This is a genomic window from Salinivibrio sp. VGrn1 (assembly GCF_009377995.1).
In the GTDB taxonomy this organism is placed as follows: domain Bacteria; phylum Pseudomonadota; class Gammaproteobacteria; order Enterobacterales; family Vibrionaceae; genus Salinivibrio; species Salinivibrio siamensis.
Map to the genome: position 1 here is coordinate 31,605 of NZ_SATA01000009.1, position 18,390 is coordinate 49,994.

Annotated in this window: 14 protein-coding genes; 11 read left to right on the forward strand and 3 right to left on the reverse strand. The window is 46.6% G+C overall.

Translation table 11 applies throughout. The features are described from left to right. Window positions 1-59 precede the first annotated feature (59 nt). Window positions 60-1,496: an IS1182 family transposase gene (locus EHW56_RS12790; RefSeq protein WP_152799936.1), complete on the forward strand. Its 1,437-nt coding sequence runs from the start codon at window positions 60-62 to the stop codon at window positions 1,494-1,496. A 145-nt stretch (window positions 1,497-1,641) separates the two neighbouring features. On the opposite strand, the gene fldB is transcribed toward EHW56_RS12790, so the two are convergent. Next, window positions 1,642-2,160 carry a flavodoxin FldB gene (fldB, locus tag EHW56_RS12795; RefSeq protein ID WP_152799934.1) on the reverse strand — a complete coding sequence of 173 codons (519 nt, stop codon included), beginning with the start codon at window positions 2,158-2,160 and terminating at the stop codon, window positions 1,642-1,644. A gap of 149 nt (window positions 2,161-2,309) precedes the next feature. Between fldB and xerD the strand changes: the two genes are divergently transcribed. The 5 genes from xerD to EHW56_RS12820 all read left to right on the forward strand — a co-directional run bounded on the left by xerD (window position 2,310) and on the right by EHW56_RS12820 (window position 9,253). Further along, window positions 2,310-3,200 (forward strand): site-specific tyrosine recombinase XerD, encoded by an 891-nt coding sequence (gene xerD, locus EHW56_RS12800; protein WP_077459008.1) that lies wholly within the window; start codon window positions 2,310-2,312, stop codon window positions 3,198-3,200. A 21-nt stretch (window positions 3,201-3,221) separates the two neighbouring features. Next, window positions 3,222-4,952 carry a single-stranded-DNA-specific exonuclease RecJ gene (gene recJ, locus EHW56_RS12805; protein WP_152799932.1) on the forward strand — a complete coding sequence of 577 codons (1,731 nt, stop codon included), beginning with the start codon at window positions 3,222-3,224 and terminating at the stop codon, window positions 4,950-4,952. A gap of 94 nt (window positions 4,953-5,046) precedes the next feature. Continuing rightward, window positions 5,047-6,145 (forward strand): peptide chain release factor 2 gene (gene prfB, locus EHW56_RS12810; RefSeq protein WP_101494515.1). Its coding sequence is split into 2 segments (ribosomal slippage): window positions 5,047-5,121 and window positions 5,123-6,145, totalling 1,098 coding nucleotides; the frame shifts between segments, so codons are not numbered across the junction. 26 nt (window positions 6,146-6,171) lie between these two features. Beyond that, complete coding sequence (lysS, locus tag EHW56_RS12815) at window positions 6,172-7,680, forward strand: lysine--tRNA ligase (protein WP_046075081.1); 1,509 nt, start codon at window positions 6,172-6,174, stop codon at window positions 7,678-7,680. A gap of 235 nt (window positions 7,681-7,915) precedes the next feature. Continuing rightward, on the forward strand, window positions 7,916-9,253 hold the full coding sequence (locus EHW56_RS12820) for a sigma-54 dependent transcriptional regulator (RefSeq protein WP_046075082.1): 1,338 nt from the start codon (window positions 7,916-7,918) through the stop codon (window positions 9,251-9,253). Between the two features lie 34 nt (window positions 9,254-9,287). Here the strand turns inward: EHW56_RS12820 and EHW56_RS12825 are convergent, their stop codons facing one another. Further along, window positions 9,288-9,719 (reverse strand): PACE efflux transporter, encoded by a 432-nt coding sequence (locus tag EHW56_RS12825; RefSeq protein WP_077639111.1) that lies wholly within the window; start codon window positions 9,717-9,719, stop codon window positions 9,288-9,290. A gap of 83 nt (window positions 9,720-9,802) precedes the next feature. Then, window positions 9,803-10,522, reverse strand: coding sequence for a GntR family transcriptional regulator (locus tag EHW56_RS12830; protein ID WP_046075084.1), 720 nt, complete (start codon window positions 10,520-10,522; stop codon window positions 9,803-9,805). Between the two features lie 168 nt (window positions 10,523-10,690). On the opposite strand from EHW56_RS12830, the gene EHW56_RS12835 reads away from it, so the two are divergent. The 5 genes from EHW56_RS12835 (at window position 10,691) to EHW56_RS12855 (ending at window position 18,270) form a co-directional block, all read left to right on the forward strand. Then, a complete protein-coding gene (locus EHW56_RS12835; protein WP_227486550.1) occupies window positions 10,691-12,019 on the forward strand; it encodes a 6-phospho-alpha-glucosidase in 1,329 nt (442 codons plus the stop codon). A 51-nt stretch (window positions 12,020-12,070) separates the two neighbouring features. After that, on the forward strand, window positions 12,071-13,627 hold the full coding sequence (locus EHW56_RS12840) for an alpha-glucoside-specific PTS transporter subunit IIBC (protein WP_152799930.1): 1,557 nt from the start codon (window positions 12,071-12,073) through the stop codon (window positions 13,625-13,627). 222 nt (window positions 13,628-13,849) lie between these two features. Continuing rightward, window positions 13,850-15,367, forward strand: a complete 1,518-nt coding sequence (locus EHW56_RS12845; protein WP_152799928.1) for a helix-turn-helix transcriptional regulator — start codon at window positions 13,850-13,852, stop codon at window positions 15,365-15,367. Window positions 15,368-15,536: 169 nt separating this feature from the next. Next, window positions 15,537-16,181, forward strand: coding sequence for a hypothetical protein (locus tag EHW56_RS12850; protein ID WP_152799926.1), 645 nt, complete (start codon window positions 15,537-15,539; stop codon window positions 16,179-16,181). After that, on the forward strand, window positions 16,174-18,270 hold the full coding sequence (locus EHW56_RS12855; RefSeq protein WP_152799924.1) for a methyl-accepting chemotaxis protein: 2,097 nt from the start codon (window positions 16,174-16,176) through the stop codon (window positions 18,268-18,270). Before EHW56_RS12850 ends, EHW56_RS12855 begins: the two co-directional genes overlap by 8 nt. Window positions 18,271-18,390 lie beyond the last annotated feature (120 nt).

An 18,390-nucleotide genomic window follows, 5' to 3' on the forward strand; every position in this document is an offset into this window, starting at 1 on the left:
TCTAGCTTTCGAGCTAGACCTTTGATCTAATAGGAGTGTCGCAATAGGGATGCTCCGGTATGCTTCAAGAACCTTCTCCACACCAATATGAACTTGAAATGGTGACGATGGAACAACTTGTTCCCAAAGACCATCTTGTTCGTAAAATCGACCGTGCCATCGACTTCGAGTTTATTCGAGATGAAGTCGCCCACCTTTATTGCAAAGACAATGGCCGCCCACCGATTGACCCCGTTCGCTTATTTAAAATTATCCTGCTTGGCTATATCTTCGGCATCAAAAGCGAGCGTCAGCTTGTTAAGGAAATTGAAGTCAACGTTGCTTATCGTTGGTTCTTGCGTATGTCGCTGACAGAGAAGGTCATCCATGCGTCTACGCTGAGCCAAAATCGTATTCGTCGCTTTAATGGCACGGATGTCTTCGAACGCATATTCAACCATGTTGTGGTTCAAGCCATGGAGAAGGGCTTAGTCGCAGGGCAAGAGTTGTATACCGACAGCACGCACCTTAAAGCCAGTGCGAACAAAAATAAGCATGTGAATAAACTGCGCCCGGTGAGCGCCGGCGCTTACCTAGAGATGTTGGATGAAGACATCGTCAGTGACCGCAAAGCAGAAGGAAAAAAGCCGTTCAAGGACGCGCCATTAAAGACGGACGTCAAAAACACAAAAGTGAGTACGACTGACCCTGAAAGTGGTTTTATGACCAGAGATAATAAGCCCCAAGGCTTCTTCTATCTTGACCATAGGACCGTTGATGGCAAGCACGGTATCATCGTTGATACGTATACAACCCCAGGGAATGTCAACGACTCACAACCGTATATCCGTCGCCTTGACCACACACTCGCGCAATTTAACCTCAATCCTATCGCCGTGGGCATCGATGCTGGCTACTTCACGGCACCGGTTGCCGAATCCTTAGAGCGTCGCAGCATTCTTGGCGTATTCGGCTATCGTCGCCCTTCTCGAACGAAGAATACGTTCAAGAAAAAACACTTCACATACGATAAGAAAACCGACACATATCGCTGCCCCAAAGGGCAAACGCTTATCTATAAAACAACCACAAGAGCCGGCTATCGTACTTATCACTCAGACCCAAAGCAGTGTGCGTTCTGTCCGGTTAGAAACGACTGTACGCAAAGTAAGACTATGCAAAAGGTCATCACGCGTCATCTTTACACTGATGCCGTAGAGCGTGCCAATGAAATGCGACTGTCTCGTTATGGCAAAAAGATATACAAGCGACGAAGTGAGACTGTGGAGCGAAGCTTCGCCGACGCTAAGCAGCATCATGGACATCGCTACGCACGCTTCCGAGGGCTTGCAAATGTGCAAATGCAATGCTGGCTGGCGGCGGCTGCTCAAAACATCAAGAAGATAGCGTTAGTGGTGAGCTATCTAAGAAAATGTGGCTTTAACATGGCGGGTATAAGGCAAATACTGGCTTCTATCCGCCAATTTGGGCGTTGGTCGGTAGCGACCACTCTCTAACAAAAAATATCGCGATCGCGGCCTACGGCCGCTTGTAAAAAAGAACCCCGCCTAAAAAGGCGGGGTTCGTCAGCAATCTGAAAAACCGCGCTGAGAGGCGCGGTTTTTTTGTCTCATTAATTGGCAAGCGCGAGCCGGGATAGGCTCAAAGTAAGGCTTGATACTCGAGTAGCACTTGCTCGCACCAGTTTTGAATCCGCTCGTCACTGAGTTCGTATTCTGAGTCTTCATCGAGCGCGAGACCGACAAAGTGTTTGCCATCCACGGTCACGGCCTTTGACGCGTCAAAACGATAACCTTCGGTGGACCAGTAACCAATAAACTGTGCGCCACAGCCTTGTAGTTGCTGGTGGAGCATGCCCATGGCATCCAAATACCATTCGGCGTATCCTTCTTGGTCGCCCAAGCCAAACAGGGCTATGACTTTGCCGTTTAGTTGGAGACTATCAATGTCTTGCCAAACCGCTTCCCAATCTTCTTGTAGCTCACCAAAATCCCACGTTGAGATCCCAAGTAGCAGCAAGTCGTAATCTGCCATTTTGGCTAGCGGTGTTTCTTTGACATTATGTAGCTCGACCAAATCATCACCGATAAAGTCACGGATTTTCTCCGCGGCCATTTCGGTATAGCAGGTGGTAGAACCATAAAAAAGACCGATTTTCATAGCGCGACTCGTTTGTGTGTAATGGGCGCAGTTTACCTGCTCACCGGCAATATGATCCAGCAACTGACGGTGACATTTTGTATAATAGCCGCTGACCGTTACCCAGATGATGGGCGGGTTTTTTCGATTAATAACCAAGTGGGTTGAAGGTGACGAATAACATTGAACGCATCGAGCAGTTTTTGGATGCAATGTGGATGGAGCGTGGGCTTTCCGAAAACACGTTGAATTCGTATCGCACAGATTTATTGAAGCTGTGCCATTGGCTCGACACCCGCGCGTTGGTGGCGGTGAGCAAGCAAGACTTACAAGATTACCAATACTGGCTACATGAGCAGGGCTACCAGTCTAGCACTCGCAGCCGTATGGTGTCGGCGTTACGTCGCCTATTCCAATACTTGTATCGACAGAAGTTGCGTCCCGACGATCCCAGTGCCACCCTAATCAGTCCGAAGCAGCCCAAGCGGCTGCCGAAAGATCTGACGGAAGAGCAAATCGATGCACTATTAATGGCACCGAATACCGACGACCCCCTTGAGCTTAGAGATAAAGCCATGTTGGAGCTGTTATATGCGACGGGTTTGCGTGTGACAGAGCTTATCGGGCTGACGATGGAGAATGTGAGCTTGCGCCAAGGTGTGGTGCGGGTGTCCGGTAAAGGTGACAAAGAACGCTTGGTCCCGATGGGAGAGTCGGCCGTGGATTGGCTGGAGCACTATTTGGCGTATAGTCGCCCGGTATTGCTGGGTGAAACCAGTACCGATGTGTTTTTCCCAAGCAAACGCGCCCGTCAAATGACACGGCAAACCTTTTGGCATCGCATCAAGTACTATGCGCAACTGGCGGGGATTGAGACAGAGGATCTCTCGCCCCATGTTTTACGTCATGCGTTTGCGACCCACTTGCTCAATCATGGGGCCGATTTACGCGTGGTGCAGATGTTACTCGGACACAGTGACCTATCGACGACCCAAATCTATACCCATGTGGCGACTGAACGTTTAAAACAGCTGCATCAAACTCATCACCCACGCGGCTAATCGAGAACTGGTGACAACTTCATGATAGAAATAAAAAGACGTACGCCGTCGGTTACGCCGGCATTCAGCGATGCGATTCCGCCGTTACTGCAGCGTTTATACGCCAACCGCGGCTTACAAGCAGACAGCGAGCTCAATCGAAGTGTGGCTGGATTGCATCAATATCAAGCGTTAACGGGGATCGACACCGCAGTGAGCTTGCTGGCTGAGGCGCTAAAGGCTCATCAATCGATCTTGATTGTGGGTGACTTCGACGCCGATGGCGCGACATCGTCAGCACTCTCCGTCAAAGCCTTACGCATGATGGGCGCCACCCGCGTCGATTACTTGGTGCCAAACCGCTTTGACGATGGGTACGGCTTAAGCCCAGAGGTGGTCGATCAAGCCGCTGAGCGGGGAGCAGAGCTTATCATGACCGTGGACAACGGGGTGTCATCGCTGACGGGTGTGGCGCGCGCCAAAGCGTTAGGCATGCAAGTGGTGGTGACTGACCACCACCTCCCAGGAGAAACATTGCCCAATGCCGATGCCATGGTGAATCCTAACCTTGATGACTGTGGTTTTCCGTCGAAGGCACTTGCCGGTGTCGGGGTTGCTTTTTATTTGATGCTGGCGCTGCGCGCGCATTTACGTCACCAAGGGTGGTTTGAGCAGCAGGGACTGACCGTCCCTAACTTAGCCGACTTGCTGGATTTGGTGGCGCTGGGCACGGTCGCCGATGTGGTGGCCTTGGACAGTAACAACCGTATCCTGGTTCACCAGGGCTTACAGCGGATCCGCGCCGGACGTTGCCGCCCAGGGATCCAAGCGTTGATCGAGGTTGCCAATCGCAACATGGCCACGCTTGTCGCTAGTGATTTCGGGTTTGCATTGGGGCCGAGGATCAATGCCGCGGGGCGTTTGGATGACATGGCATTTGGGGTTGAGTTGTTGCTATGCGACAACATTCATGCTGCCAGACGCATGGCGTCTGAGTTGGATGCGCTCAATCAAACCCGCAAAGACATTGAGCAAGGAATGAAGCAAGAAGCCGTGGCTTGGTGTGAGCGCTTGATTGCCGAGCAGTCTGAGCGTGAGTTGCCGGTGGGGCTGGCACTTTTTCAGCGAGATTGGCACCAGGGAGTGATAGGGATCCTCGCCTCGCGCTTAAAAGATCAATTTCACCGCCCTGTGATTGCGTTTGCCGATGGTGGTGATGGACTGATAAAAGGCTCAGCGCGTTCGATTCCTGGTTTGCATATGCGCGATACATTGGATCGGATTGATACCTTAAACCCTGGATTAATTAAAAAGTTTGGCGGCCATGCCATGGCGGCCGGATTGACCATCGACGAAGCACAGTTTGATACGTTCGCCAAGCAGTTTGATAGCCAAGTACGTGAGCAGATCAGTGAGGACGACTTAAAAGGTGTCTTGTTAAGTGATGGTCCCTTACAAAGTCACGAACTGGGGTTAGAGACAGCAGAAATCATTCAAGCAGGCGGCCCTTGGGGGCAAGGCTTCCCAGAGCCGCAGTTCGATGGCATTTTTAAGGTGCTGCAGCAAAAACTGGTGGGCGGAAAACACTTAAAATTGATGGTCGAGCCCGAGGGCGGTGGCACCATGATTGACGCCATTGCCTTTAATGTTGATTTGCGTCGCTGGCCGGATCCCAGCACCAAGACGCTACGGCTCGTTTACCGCCTCGATATAAATGAGTTTCGCGGAAACCGTAGCGCTCAGTTGATCATCTCTCACCTTGAAGCCGCTTAAATGTGCGGCTTTTTCCATCACGCCCTGTTTATTGGCGCGACAATTCGCTAAAATTCGGCGGTTAAATTTCCGCTAACAATGAAGATGCTTGACCATGTTTGAGATTAATCCAATCAAAAATCGCCTCGCCGATATCGCCGAACGTACCGATGTCCTTCGGGGGTATCTTTGACTATGATGCCAAGAAAGAGCGTCTAGAAGAAGTTAATGCCGAGTTAGAACAACCGGACGTGTGGAATGAGCCGCAACGTGCGCAAGCGCTAGGGAAAGAGCGCGCCTCACTAGAAGCGGTGGTGGAAACCATTGATCAACTGACTCAAGGCGGCGAAGACGTCAACGAATTGTTGATGCTTGCGGTCGAAGAAGACGATCAAGAAACCTTCGACGAAGTGGAACCGGAGCTGGTGGAGCTTGAAGCCAAGCTAACCAAGCTAGAATTCCGCCGCATGTTTTCTGGTGAGCACGATGCGTCTGATTGCTATATTGACCTGCAAGCTGGGTCAGGCGGTACCGAAGCGCAAGATTGGACCAACATGATGCTCCGCATGTACTTGCGCTGGGCGGATGCGAAAGGCTTTAAAGCCGATGTGATTGAAGTCTCTGAAGGGGATGTGGCTGGATTAAAGTCTGCCACAGTACGCATCACCGGTGAATACGCCTACGGCTGGTTACGTACTGAAACGGGCGTTCATCGTCTTGTGCGTAAATCGCCTTTCGACTCGGGGGGCCGTCGCCATACCTCGTTTGCCTCGGCGTTTGTGTATCCGGAAATCGATGACAACATTGATATCGATATTAATCCATCAGATTTGCGGATTGATGTGTACCGTGCCTCTGGCGCGGGTGGGCAGCACGTTAACACCACCGAGTCAGCGGTTCGGATCACCCACGTGCCGACCAACACCGTGGTGCAGTGCCAAAACGATCGCTCACAGCATAAAAACAAAGATCAAGCGATGAAACAGCTGCGTGCGAAGTTGTTTGAGCTTGAACTACAAAAGCAAAACGCGGAAAAACAAGCCAACGAAGACGCCAAATCAGATATCGGTTGGGGCAGTCAGATCCGCTCCTACGTATTAGATGATTCGCGCATCAAAGACTTGCGTACCGGTATTGAAAACCGCAACACGCAGGCCGTTCTCGACGGCGACTTGGACAAATTTATTGAAGCCAGCCTCAAATCTGGCCTGTAATGACGAATTAATGTAAAGGGTTTTCTATGACTGACCAGTTACCAGATGAAAATAAGCTGATTGCCGAGCGTCGCGCCAAGCTCACTCACATTCGTGAAAACTGCAAGGCAAACGGCCATCCTAATGATTTCCGTCGTGAGCATCTAGCGGCTGACTTGCAAGCTGAATTTGGCGAGAAAGAAAAAGCGGAACTTGAAACACTTGACCATAAAGTGACCATCGCGGGCCGCATCATGGCTAAACGTGGCCCATTTATGGTGGTGCAAGATGTTTCGGGCCGTATTCAAGCCTATGCGTCAAAAGACGTGCAAAAGGCGTTGAAAGCCGAGTACCAAGGTTTAGATATCGGTGACATCATTGGTGTGCACGGTGCGCTACATAAATCTGGAAAAGGCGATCTGTATGTCAACATGGAGCGCTACCAGCTGCTGACGAAAGCCCTACGTCCGCTACCGGAAAAATTTCATGGGCTGGCCGACCAAGAGCTGCGCTATCGTCAGCGTTATGTCGATCTGATTGTCAACGAAGAGTCGCGTCACGCCTTCCAGGTACGCTCTAATGTGGTCACCGCCATCCGTAATTACATGGTGGAAAAACACTTTATGGAAGTGGAAACGCCGATGATGCACGTCATCCCAGGCGGTGCGACCGCGCGTCCGTTTACCACCCACCATAATGCGCTTGATATCGACATGTACTTACGTGTGGCGCCAGAGCTTTACTTAAAGCGTTTGGTTGTCGGCGGCTTTGAGCGTGTGTTTGAAGTGAACCGTAACTTCCGTAATGAAGGGCTCTCACCGCGTCATAATCCAGAATTCACGATGATGGAATTCTATATGGCGTATGCCGATTACAATGATCTGATGGATCTTACGGAAGACATGCTCTCTCGCGTCGCGCTGGACGTGATGGGGCAGTCTGTGTTGCCTTATGGTGAGCATGAAATTAATTTCGCGGGGCCTTATCCGCGAATGACCATGCTCGATGCTATCAAGCAATATAACCCTGATCATGCTGATATTCAGGCGCTGACGTATGAGACGGTACAAGATCGTGACCACCTTGCCTCGATAGCGAAATCACTCAAGATCAGTGTTGAGTCATTCTGGACGACTGGGCAGTTGCTGGAAGAGATCTTTGGTGAGACGGCTGAACCACAGTTGATTCAGCCAACCTTTATCACCGAATATCCGGCCGATATTTCACCGCTGGCGCGTCGCAATGATGATAACCCGTTTGTGACCGACCGTTTTGAATTCTTCGTCGGTGGGCGTGAAGTGGCAAATGGCTTCTCGGAGCTTAACGACGCAGAAGACCAAGATGAACGTTTCAAAGCTCAGGTCGATGCCAAAGATGCCGGTGATGATGAGGCTATGTACTACGATGCGGATTATATCAACGCACTCGAGCATGGTTTGCCACCGACGGCGGGACAAGGAATTGGTATTGACCGATTGGTGATGTTATTCACCAACACGCATACGATTCGCGATGTGATTTTGTTCCCAGCCATGCGCCCACAGCAAGGCAGTTAACACTGGACAGACCACAGAACAAGCGGCTCATTGAGCCGCTTTTTTTGCGCCTTGCGTCATTGTCTTTTCATAAACCTGCGATATTTTATCTGGCTTTTTCAGATATTTGGCTACAATTATCCGTATTACAACCCATCGTATGTCTCTTTATTGAGACAGATTAGAACTTGCCCTTCTTTATAATAGGGGCTTGATTCGCTGGCAAAAAAGACAGACTGGATGTAAGGCAGGTGTTATGGGATTCGATTCGGGGAATGACAAAACCTTGAGCTCACTCGTCGTTGTTGGCGGGACATATGAGCCTTGGTTAGCGACCCTTGAGCAAGCTGGTTGGCATTGTCATCGCTGTTATGATTTGCGAGCCGCGCAGTCATTGCTACAAGATATCGGCCCCTGTATAGGTATTGTCGATTTAAGTCATGATGACTTCAGCCTCAATGGGGTGGCGTCACTGGTTAATCGCAACAAACAGGTGCGCTGGTTAGCCTTAGTAAGAGAAAACCAACTTAATAACGAAGCGATCTGTCAGTTTATTGTCAGCTTTTGTATTGATTACTTCACCTCGCCTGTCCCGAACTCGCAATTGATGAGTACCATTGGTCACCAATTGGGCATGTTGCGCCTTGAGCGACAAGTATGGCCGCAACTTGGCGATCATAGCGATATGGGTTTGGAAGGCGCCAGCCCCGCGATGAAAAAGTTGCGTGACCAGGTCAGGCGTGTTGCGCCAACCGACGTGTCTGTATTGATAGCCGGTGAGAGCGGCACAGGTAAGGAGTTGGTAGCGCAAGCGGTTCATCATGCATCAACCCGTGCGAAGGCGCGATTTGAGTCGATTAAATGCTCAGCGCTTGCGGATGAACAAATGCAGCAGGCGTTATTGGGAGACGAGCACTCGCATGGCAAAATTCGTCAATGCCATAAAGGTACTCTCTTTTTTGATGAAATTGGTGATCTGCCGCTGCATCTACAAGGGCACTTATTGCACTTATTGCAAGAGGGCACCTTGGATATCAGTCATGATAAATATGAGCATGACCTGGATGTGCGTGTGATTGCCTCGACCCACATGGATTTGGAAAAACGCGTGGCTGAGGGGCTTTTTCGTGAGGATCTGTATTACCGGTTAAACGTACTGCGCATTAATATGCCTTCATTAAAAGACCGTCAGCCAGATGTGCCTGATTTGGCAGAATATTTTTTGCTTAAGTTTGCACGTCAATACAACACACAGGCGAGGACCTTTTCCGATGAGGCCAAGCGTGTGTTAAGCAGTTACTCGTGGCCAGGTAATGTGCGCGAGCTCATTAATCAGGTGAAACGGGCAGTATTGTTGGCCGATCATCTGGTGATTGAAGCGGAGCACTTAGATCTGCCCCGTCAGGGGGATTATAAACAAAGCTTACGTAAAATCCGTGAAGAGTCTGAACGAGACGCGCTGATCGCCGTCCTTGAAGAAAATAAGGGACAAGTATCGGCCGCGGCCAAAGAGCTCGGTGTGTCACGTGCGACCATGTATCGGCTATTGAACAAACACAACTTGATCCCCTCGCCGCGTACCTTCCGTCAGTAAATCTTTGTACGAGTGACGCTCAGGGCTGGCAGACTCAGCCCTGCTGGGATTGCGTATTTGGGATCGGAAACAGATAGTCGTACAGCCAGTTATAAACAAACGCATATACCAGATAAAATACCACGAGCCCAATATCCATACTGAGTGCTTGCCAAAAGCTCATCGACAGCCACCACATGATAAAGGGGATGGTTGCGACCAGCAGACCGGCTTCAAAGATCACCGCATGCAGCAGACGCAGCGGTAAGGTTTTGAGCACTGAGCCCCGCCAAGCCAGCATCGCTTTATCAAAGCCAATGTTGTAGACATAATTCCAAAGGGTGGCAAGCACAGAAAAAATCGCCCCCATGATCCCAAGATGACCGATGCCTGCGCCAAGGATCCAATTGAGCCCTAACACCACTAAGATCAAGCCCGTTAATTCAAAACCGATAGCATGGCGCCATCTATCTGCTTTTGTTCTCATCAGATATTCCGTCGAAGTAAGGTAACCCGGTCAGACTACACCTCATACTCAACAACGCAACCGAGACGTCTCTAGGAAATGGATCATGGTGGTGTTTGGCGGTGAGCGATGAATTCAAAGCTGTACTGGTATAAGCGAAAGTAGTTCACTGTATATTCAAACGGTGTCCCGTCGACAAGCTCGCTGACTGATTCGACCCGCAATATGGGTGAATTTTCACGGGTGTTGAGGAGGGCGGCGAGTGAGGTTGACGTGCTATCTGGCCAGACACATTGGCGACTTTTCGCGATCTGCATCCCCTTATGTCGCTCGATATAGTCGTACTTTGATGTTTGCATCACTTCGATACTGAGATCGGTAAACATGGCCACTGGCAGGTACGTGCACTCAAGGATTTCTGGCTCGCCATCAATCAAACGAAGACGTTGTATTTCATAAATCAACGTCCCTTCCTCCACGTTTAACTTGCTGGCAATGGTGTGGCTGCAAGGTGACGTTTCAAATGCGATCACTTTTGAGCTGGGTGTTTTGCCTTGCGCTGAGACTTCTTCGATAAAGCCCATCAGTTGAAAGGCGTTGTGCTGTGCTTTAGGTGCTTTTACATAACTGCCGCTACCTCGGACACGGTAGAGGAGATCATTATCAACCAACACCTTCATCGCCTTACGTATCGTGACGCGGCTGACGTCATAGGTAGCCTGTAGCGTGGCCTCAGTCGGCATCATCGCGCCTGGTGTCAGGGTGCCATCTTTAATCTGCTCAGTGAGTAAATCGGCTATTTGCATGTAGCGAGGTTTCAACATGTCGGCTCCTTTTGGCTGCATTCCCCATCATAACAAACTGTGATCGATAATACATTTGAAGTACATAAATAGATTTTCATTGTGCTTTAGATCAATAAATGCTCTTTTGTGTATTCTTAAAGTATTACTTATGTAATACATTAAAGATACATATTAAGAGGAGACACGATGATGAAACCACAAAAGCTCACTATCGTCGGGGGTGGAAGCACCTATACATTGGGGATGATCAATAGCTTGATTGCTGAAAAAGAAGCATTTCCGCTAAGCAAAATCACCTTCTACGACATTGATGAACAAAGACAAGCTTCAAACGCCAAAGCAACAGAAATCTTACTGCGCGAGGCCTATCCTGAGGTCGAGGAGTTCGTTTATACCACGGATAAAGAAACCGCATTTTCAGATGCCGATTTCTTCTTTATTCAGATCCGCACGGGTGGGTTACCGATGCGTGAGCGTGATGAGCAGATCCCATTGTTTTACGGTTGTGTGGGACAAGAAACGTGCGGCGCGGGCGGCATGGCGTATGGACTACGCTCGATTGGTGACATGATCACTCTCGTGAATGACATCCGTCACTTTGCTCCGGATGCTTGGATTTTAAACTATACCAATCCTGCAGCCATTGTCGCTGAAGCCTTACAGCGAGAGTTTCCTCATGACAACCGCATTCTAAACATCTGCGACATGCCCGCTGCCATTATGGTGAGTTATGCGCAATTACTCGGCTGCGAAATCTGGGACTTGGTGCCGGAATACTTTGGGCTGAATCACTTTGGATGGTTTACCAAGGTACGAAACCGAGAAGGTGTCGACCTGACCGATGAGATTAAACGCATCATTTTGGAAGAGGGGATCAGTGCCGTTGATCCAGAAATTGCTGATGACCCTTCATGGCAAGCAACGTTCAAGAACATGCAAACCATGCTAAAAGACAATCCGCAGTATTTACCCAATACTTACCTGCAATACTACTTATATCCAGAAAAAATGGTGGAAAAAGAAGATATTGCTAATACGCGTGCGCGCCAAGTGATCAATGGTCGAGAAAAGCGAGTGTTTAGCCTGAATGAGCGCATCATTGCCGCGGGCACTACCGCGAATGAGCATCTTCATGCAGATATCCATGGACGCTATATGGTGCGTGTAGCGGCCTCCTTGGCCTATAACCGTGGTGAGACCTATCTGGTTATCGTACCGAATGATGGCGCGATCCCAAATATTCAGAATGATGCCATGGTTGAAGTTCCGGCCGCGTTAACCAATGACGGCCCGAAACGCTTTGCGGTCGGAACCATCCCTACATTCCAAAAAGCACTGATCGAAGGCCAACTCGGCTACGAAAAGCTGGTCGTGGATGCATGGTTTAGCGGGGATCGACAAACACTGGTCAACGCGCTCACGCTTAATCGCACCGTTGTGGATGTGCCAAAAGCGCAGCAAATCGTCGATGAGCTCTTACGTGTGAACGGCGACTATCTACCTCAATTTCATTAATAATACGATGCCCCAGAGACCATCTGGGGCCAACATCTGGGAGCGATCATCATGAAAGATATGATCCAGCGCTTTGGCGCAGCAATGTTTGTCCCTGTGCTCCTCTTTCCTGCAGCCGGTATGTTATTAGGCTTATCGGTGATGCTGCTCAACCAAGATCTATTTCCTTGGGCAGTGGAAGGCAGTGCATGGGTAAAAGTGTCAACGATCCTTCTCCAAGCCTCGTTGGCGGTGTTTAAAAATATGGCCTTGGTGTTTGCGGTAGGGTTACCGATAGCACTAGCAAAATCTGCATCTGGGCGCGCAGTGCTTGCCACACTGGTGTCATACATCACCTTTAATTATGTGATTGGTGGCATTTTACAGTTCTGGGGACCTGAGCTTGGGGTGAACTATGTGGAGGGTGAGCGTGGGCTTACTGATGTGGGCGGTATACTTACTTTGGATACTAACCTATTGGGCGCCATCGTAATTGCTAGCCTCTCCGTTTGGGTTCACAACCGCTTCTTCGACAAAAAACTGCCAAACTGGGCGGCGGTATTTGGTGGCACACCTTTGGTGGTTATTGTGAGTTTCCCCATCATGGTACTCATGGCGATTATCACCTGTTTTACTTGGCCAAGTATTCAGCACGGCATTAATAATCTACAAACCTTTTTAGTCGGTGCTGGATCGTTCGGGGTATGGATGTTCACTTTCCTTGAGCGAATTATGATCCCAACGGGGCTGCATCACTTTGTCTACGGTCCCGTATTCTATGGACCTGTAGCGGTGGATGGCGGCACGGTGGCGCATTGGATTCAAAATATCCAAAACTTTGCCAGCAACCCTGCGCCTTTAACTGAGCAATTCCCACAAGGTGGCTTGATGTTGACTGGGATGGGTAAAGTCTTTGGCTGTACGGGGATTGCCATGGCCCTTTACGCAACTGCAAAACCAGAAAACAAGAAGATGGTGCTCGGTTTAGTACTCGGTGCGGCATTGACGGCCATTCTTACTGGGATCACTGAGCCGATTGAGTTTACCTTCCTGTTCATCGCGCCGGCATTGTTTGCACTCCACGCGGTACTGGCAGCTACCATGGCAACCATTGCCTATTGGTTTGGTGTCTCAGGTAACTTTCAAACCGGACTTATCGACTTTATTTTTCAAAATTGGCTACCACTAGGCAGCTTGCATGGCACCACATATATAGCACAAGTGCTTATCGGTCTGAGTTTTACCGCCATCTACTTTGTGGTATTCCGCGCGTTGATTTTGAAGTTTGATATTCCCACCCCTGGTCGAGGCAGCGCAGAGGCGAAGCTTTATACCAAAGCCGACTATAAGGGCGCGCAACAGGGTGATTCATCGAGCGGTGTGATTGACGGCGGACAAGCGAGCGCGTTTATTGAAGGGTTAGGTGGTAAAGATAACATAGCCCTGCTCACCAATTGTGCCACGCGGTTACGTATCAAGGTACATGAGCCTGAAAAAGTAGCGGAAACGCAATATTTCCAGGAGCATGGTGCAGTAAACATGGTGCGTAATGGTGATAGTTTTCAAATTATTGTCGGCTTAACCGTACCGCAGGTTCGCGAAGAAATGACGCAATTGACACGAGCGTAGGTTTTGCGCCTCAAGACAAGGAATGAAGAGCGGTACTGGGTACCGCTCTTATGCATTGAGGTTAATATAAGCCAGAAGTTAATAGTACTTAGGTACTATTGATTAAAGTGTTACTAATGGTAATGTTCGTTGGCTACGAAAAGTCGTGTGAGTCTGAGTAAGTTGTTGCCCAATTTAAGGCGATACTCAGTGTGACCATCGAATAATCATTGAGAGTATGTAATGTCTGAAATTGAAGAAGAGCTGTTACTAGCCTTTAAGTTGAGTAGGGTTATTACTTACGACGTTTTAGATCGTTGCGCTTTCCCTTATAGGGATGTTGTCAAAGAAAAATTATCTAATGAAAAGGATATCATTAGAGAAAATGGACATGAGTACTGTTATTTAGGGAGAGAACTATCGGATCTTGACTGGCAAACAATTCTATCGATCATCGATAATGATGATAGAGTCTTCAGGTTTTTAAGTGTGTTACCTAAAGAAGGAGTAAATCGATTATATGAAACCTTACTGAAGCATGAGAGTAATGTGAATCATTACGTGAGTGTGATCTTACAGGTGATGATTGATCTTAACTTAATTGAAACGCCACTGTTCTTAGTGAGCAGGCTGATGCGGCAAGGTTTCAATTTAGAAAAGAGAGTGCTCGTCAAAGCGATTAAAATATATCTTGTGTTTGGGAAGTTTGAACAAGCTAAGCTATGTTATAACGTTTTTTTCGGTAATCATAACCCAGACTCCAGTAGCTATGGTGAAATAGTCTTGTATCATATCGTGCGTCGGCTAGAGTACGGTGAAACACTCAGTGCTGATTTGTTTTTTGAGAAGTATCAGCTTGATAAAATTGACATTGATGACGAAGAAGCAGTTGACTTACTCACATCAACTGCCCAAGAATTATTTCTTTTAGGCCGATTTGACGATTGCCAATATCTGCTTAAAAGTCTCCTTCCTTTATGCCAAAGAAAAAAGCGTTGGATTAGCCTATATTATGGCTATTTTCTCAATATACTGAGTGCTGCCATGAGTGATCGTTATGAGACCGCATTAGGCCGATATGACTTATATTCACTATTGCCTTACCGAACGCATAAAATGCAGTACATGACAACGGTAGCTATTATCATTTCTTCAATTTGGGCAGGGAAAGGTTTACACACCATAGATAAATATATAACTCGCTTTAAGCGTGATTATTTATCATCTGCTGATAACTGTTTTTATCAGATATACTCTTTGTACTGCAATATGCTAATCGAGGTATCAAGAGAGCGGTTCTCCTTTAAGAGCTTTGTTGCGTTTGAGAGAAAACTCATCTCGGTTTACGAGTATAACCAGGTATCAGAAGCTTGGAACACCCCTGATTTCTACTCGTTGTATGAGTTAGCGAGATGTCGCGATGAGCGTGTCAGGTTACCGTGTATGGTAAAGGCGTCTTTTGTTAAGTGCTTTTATCAAGAGCAAATTAGAAATTACTTAAAAAATAGGCCTTGTCACTTCAAGCCTCCTATCCTTTTTGTCCGTTTGAAGCGAAATATACCAGCCAGACATTTACAAAGTGAGGGGGCAAGCTGTCATGCTTTATCAAAAAAAGAAAGAGAAATCGTGGAGCTTCTTAAACTGGGTTACACTTACAAAGATCTTGCTAGCGCACTAAATATATCAATCAATACGGTTAAGTCTCATGCGAACAATATATATAAAAAACTCGGTGTTAAGGGACGCTATGACTTGTTATGATTTTTTTATAAATTGAATTGGTTTTTTTTCTTCCAATTCGTACCAGAGTACCATATTAGAATATGCCATCTTAAGCTAATCTATTAGTGTAAGGATCTAGTCATAGTGTAAATGAAATGTAGTATTTAAAATTATAATACTAATAGGATGATTGCAGCAAGGTGGATGTATGTTCAATGAGTGGCTCTGTCGATTTAAATTTAGCAGTTTTATCAGAGGATTACTAGTCGTTATCGGTGTCCTGCCACTCGTTTTAATATCGTTAATTTCTATTTCAATATCCAAATCGGCACTTGAAGACTCAGCTTATAATCAGCTCAATGTAAGTCGATCTATAAAGGAAAAAGAGGTTGAGAACTATTTTATTGAGAGAGAGGCTGATACTCGTCTTCTTTCTAAGACTCTAAGTGTTTTTTATCAGAGTGCGACTATTAAATTAGATAGGTTTAGCAGGTTGAAGTCAAGGGATATAGAGTTTTTCCTTGAAAATGTCGATAAGGAAGTCACTCTTTTTTCTAGGATGGATGAGACGTCAAAAGCTCTGAAAGCATTTAGCAATGGGGTGGAAAAAGGAAAATTTTCAAAGGGTGAATCTTGGAAAAATAATCGTGAGAAATATTCATCATCAATAAATGAGTTTAAAGATCTATTTGACTGGCACAACGTTTATCTAATTTCTCCCAGTGGAAAAGTGACTTTCTCTGCTTTACAAGGTAATGAGTTAGGCTTGGACTTAATGAGTTCAGATATGATGAATACATCCTTGCATAAAGCATTTATAAGAGCAAAAAAAAGTAAAATCAAATGTGTTTAGTGATCTAGATTATTATCCTGCCACAAAAGAGTACGCAGCTTTCTTTTTACGTAAAGTGTCAGGCTTTAGGGGAGAGGTTGTAGGGTGTGTTGCAATTCAATTGCCCTTAGAAAAAATAAATGAATTCACATCCATTAATGGTGGTGGAGAGCAGGGTTTTGTTAGCTATCTAGTGAGAGAGGACAATAAGATAATAGGTGATGAAGATTCCTCTTTTTCGGCAGAGATAGTGAATTCAGATGAGCCGTTAATGGTAAAAAGAAGGGGGGGGACTTATTTAGTCGATACTGAATCGATTTTTGTGTCTCATGGGGTTAGCTGGACGTTAGTTACTGAATGCCCCCTAAATGAATCTTTAGTTCCATCTGGGAGTGAACAATCCTCTTATTATAAAAATTTCCTTGATGAATATGGATACCATGACATTTTTTTAATTAGTCTAGATGGTGAGGTTTTTTATACTGTTGCTAAAGAGTTAGATTATAAAACCAATATGCTATATGGAAAGTACGCAGAATCAAACTTAGGTAAATTAATTGCAAAAATATCACAAACTCTGAATTTTGGCGTCATTGACTTCGAGCCATACGCTCCTTCATCGAATGAACCTGCTGCATTTATGGCTATACCTGTTTTGAGTGGAAAAGGGAAGCCGGTTTTCTTTGTTGCACTGCAATTGTCACTTGATTCGATTAATTCAATGATGAATCAACGAGAAGGAATGGGAGAAACCGGTGAAACCTATCTAGTAGGTGATGACTTTAGAATGCGATCTGATTCTTTCTTAGATCCTAAAGAGCACTCTGTTTCTGCCTCTTTTGGAGGAAGCGTTGAGAAAAATGGTGTACAAACAAGCGCTGTTAAAGCAGCGTTGAGTGGAGAAACTGGAACGAAAGAAATAATTGACTACAATGGTAATGCGGTTCTTTCATCGTATTCGCCCTTTGATTTTTATGATATGAATTGGGCAGTGATAGCAGAAATTGATGTTGTTGAAGCCTTTACTGCTATTGACGAATTAGTATCTTGGTTAACTGTTGGTTTTACCCTAACGTTGGTTGTCACAGTTGTCATTTCTTTCCTCGTTACTAAGTTAATTATAAGGCCGCTTGGTGGGGAGCCAAAAGAGATGATGGATTTGGCTTATCGGATTTCAAGAGGCGATCTTACCTCTAAGTTCCAACACTCACCTTCTACAGGTAGTATATATTCGTCTCTGTATGTCATGACGGAAAACCTTAAAGATTTTATAGGAAGCATTCTGGCATCGAGCCAAGAGTTGGCCTCGACGGCTGAGCAATCATCAGTCGCTTCTGAGCAAACTACATCTTCAGTGATTAGTCAGAAAGAAGATATTGAAGTAATAGTAGCGTCGACGAGTGAAATGTCGAATACGATTGCTGACGTTGCGATGAAAACTGAGTCAGTTTCACTGATAGCCAAAGAAGCTTATAAGAAAAGTGTTGATGGTAAATCGCTGCTCGAGATGAGTGTTGATTCAAATAGTAAGTTGATGAATGAATTATCGCTAACTTCTGATCATATGACTAGACTTTTAAATGAAATTCAACACATAGATGAAGTATTAGAGTTTATACATACGATCGCTGATCAAACTAATTTACTGGCTCTCAATGCAGCAATCGAAGCAGCAAGAGCGGGAAGTAGTGGAAAAGGCTTTGCGGTTGTAGCTGATGAGGTTAGACAGTTAGCTGACAAAACAAAACAATCCACAGCAGATATTCAGCGAGTTATCCTGTCTGTAAAAGGTGCGGCTCGGGAATCAACTGAAAATATGCAAAAGAGTGTAGAACAAGCCAAAGATGCTAATCTCTTATCTGAACAAACAGCAAGTACTTTTCAAGTAATTAACGATGCAGTAGAGAAAATTGATGGGATGATGACACAAATAGCGACAAGTGCCGAGCAGCAGAGGCAGGTCAGTGAGGATATTAGTAATCGCATCGTACATATCAGCGTTACTTCCTCAGAGACGTCTGAAAGTGCGCAAGAACTATCAGCAGCGAGTCAAGAAGTGGCGCGATCGGCTCAAAGCTTGAACGATCAAACTCAACGCTTTTCCGTTTGATTTTTCGGTTAATGAACAAAGATTATATGCTATATAAAGGTTTCAGTTACATATAGGTTGCATTTTATCGGTTTATTAGTGTGGGTGAATATGATTTTTGGCTATCCTGCTAGTTTGACA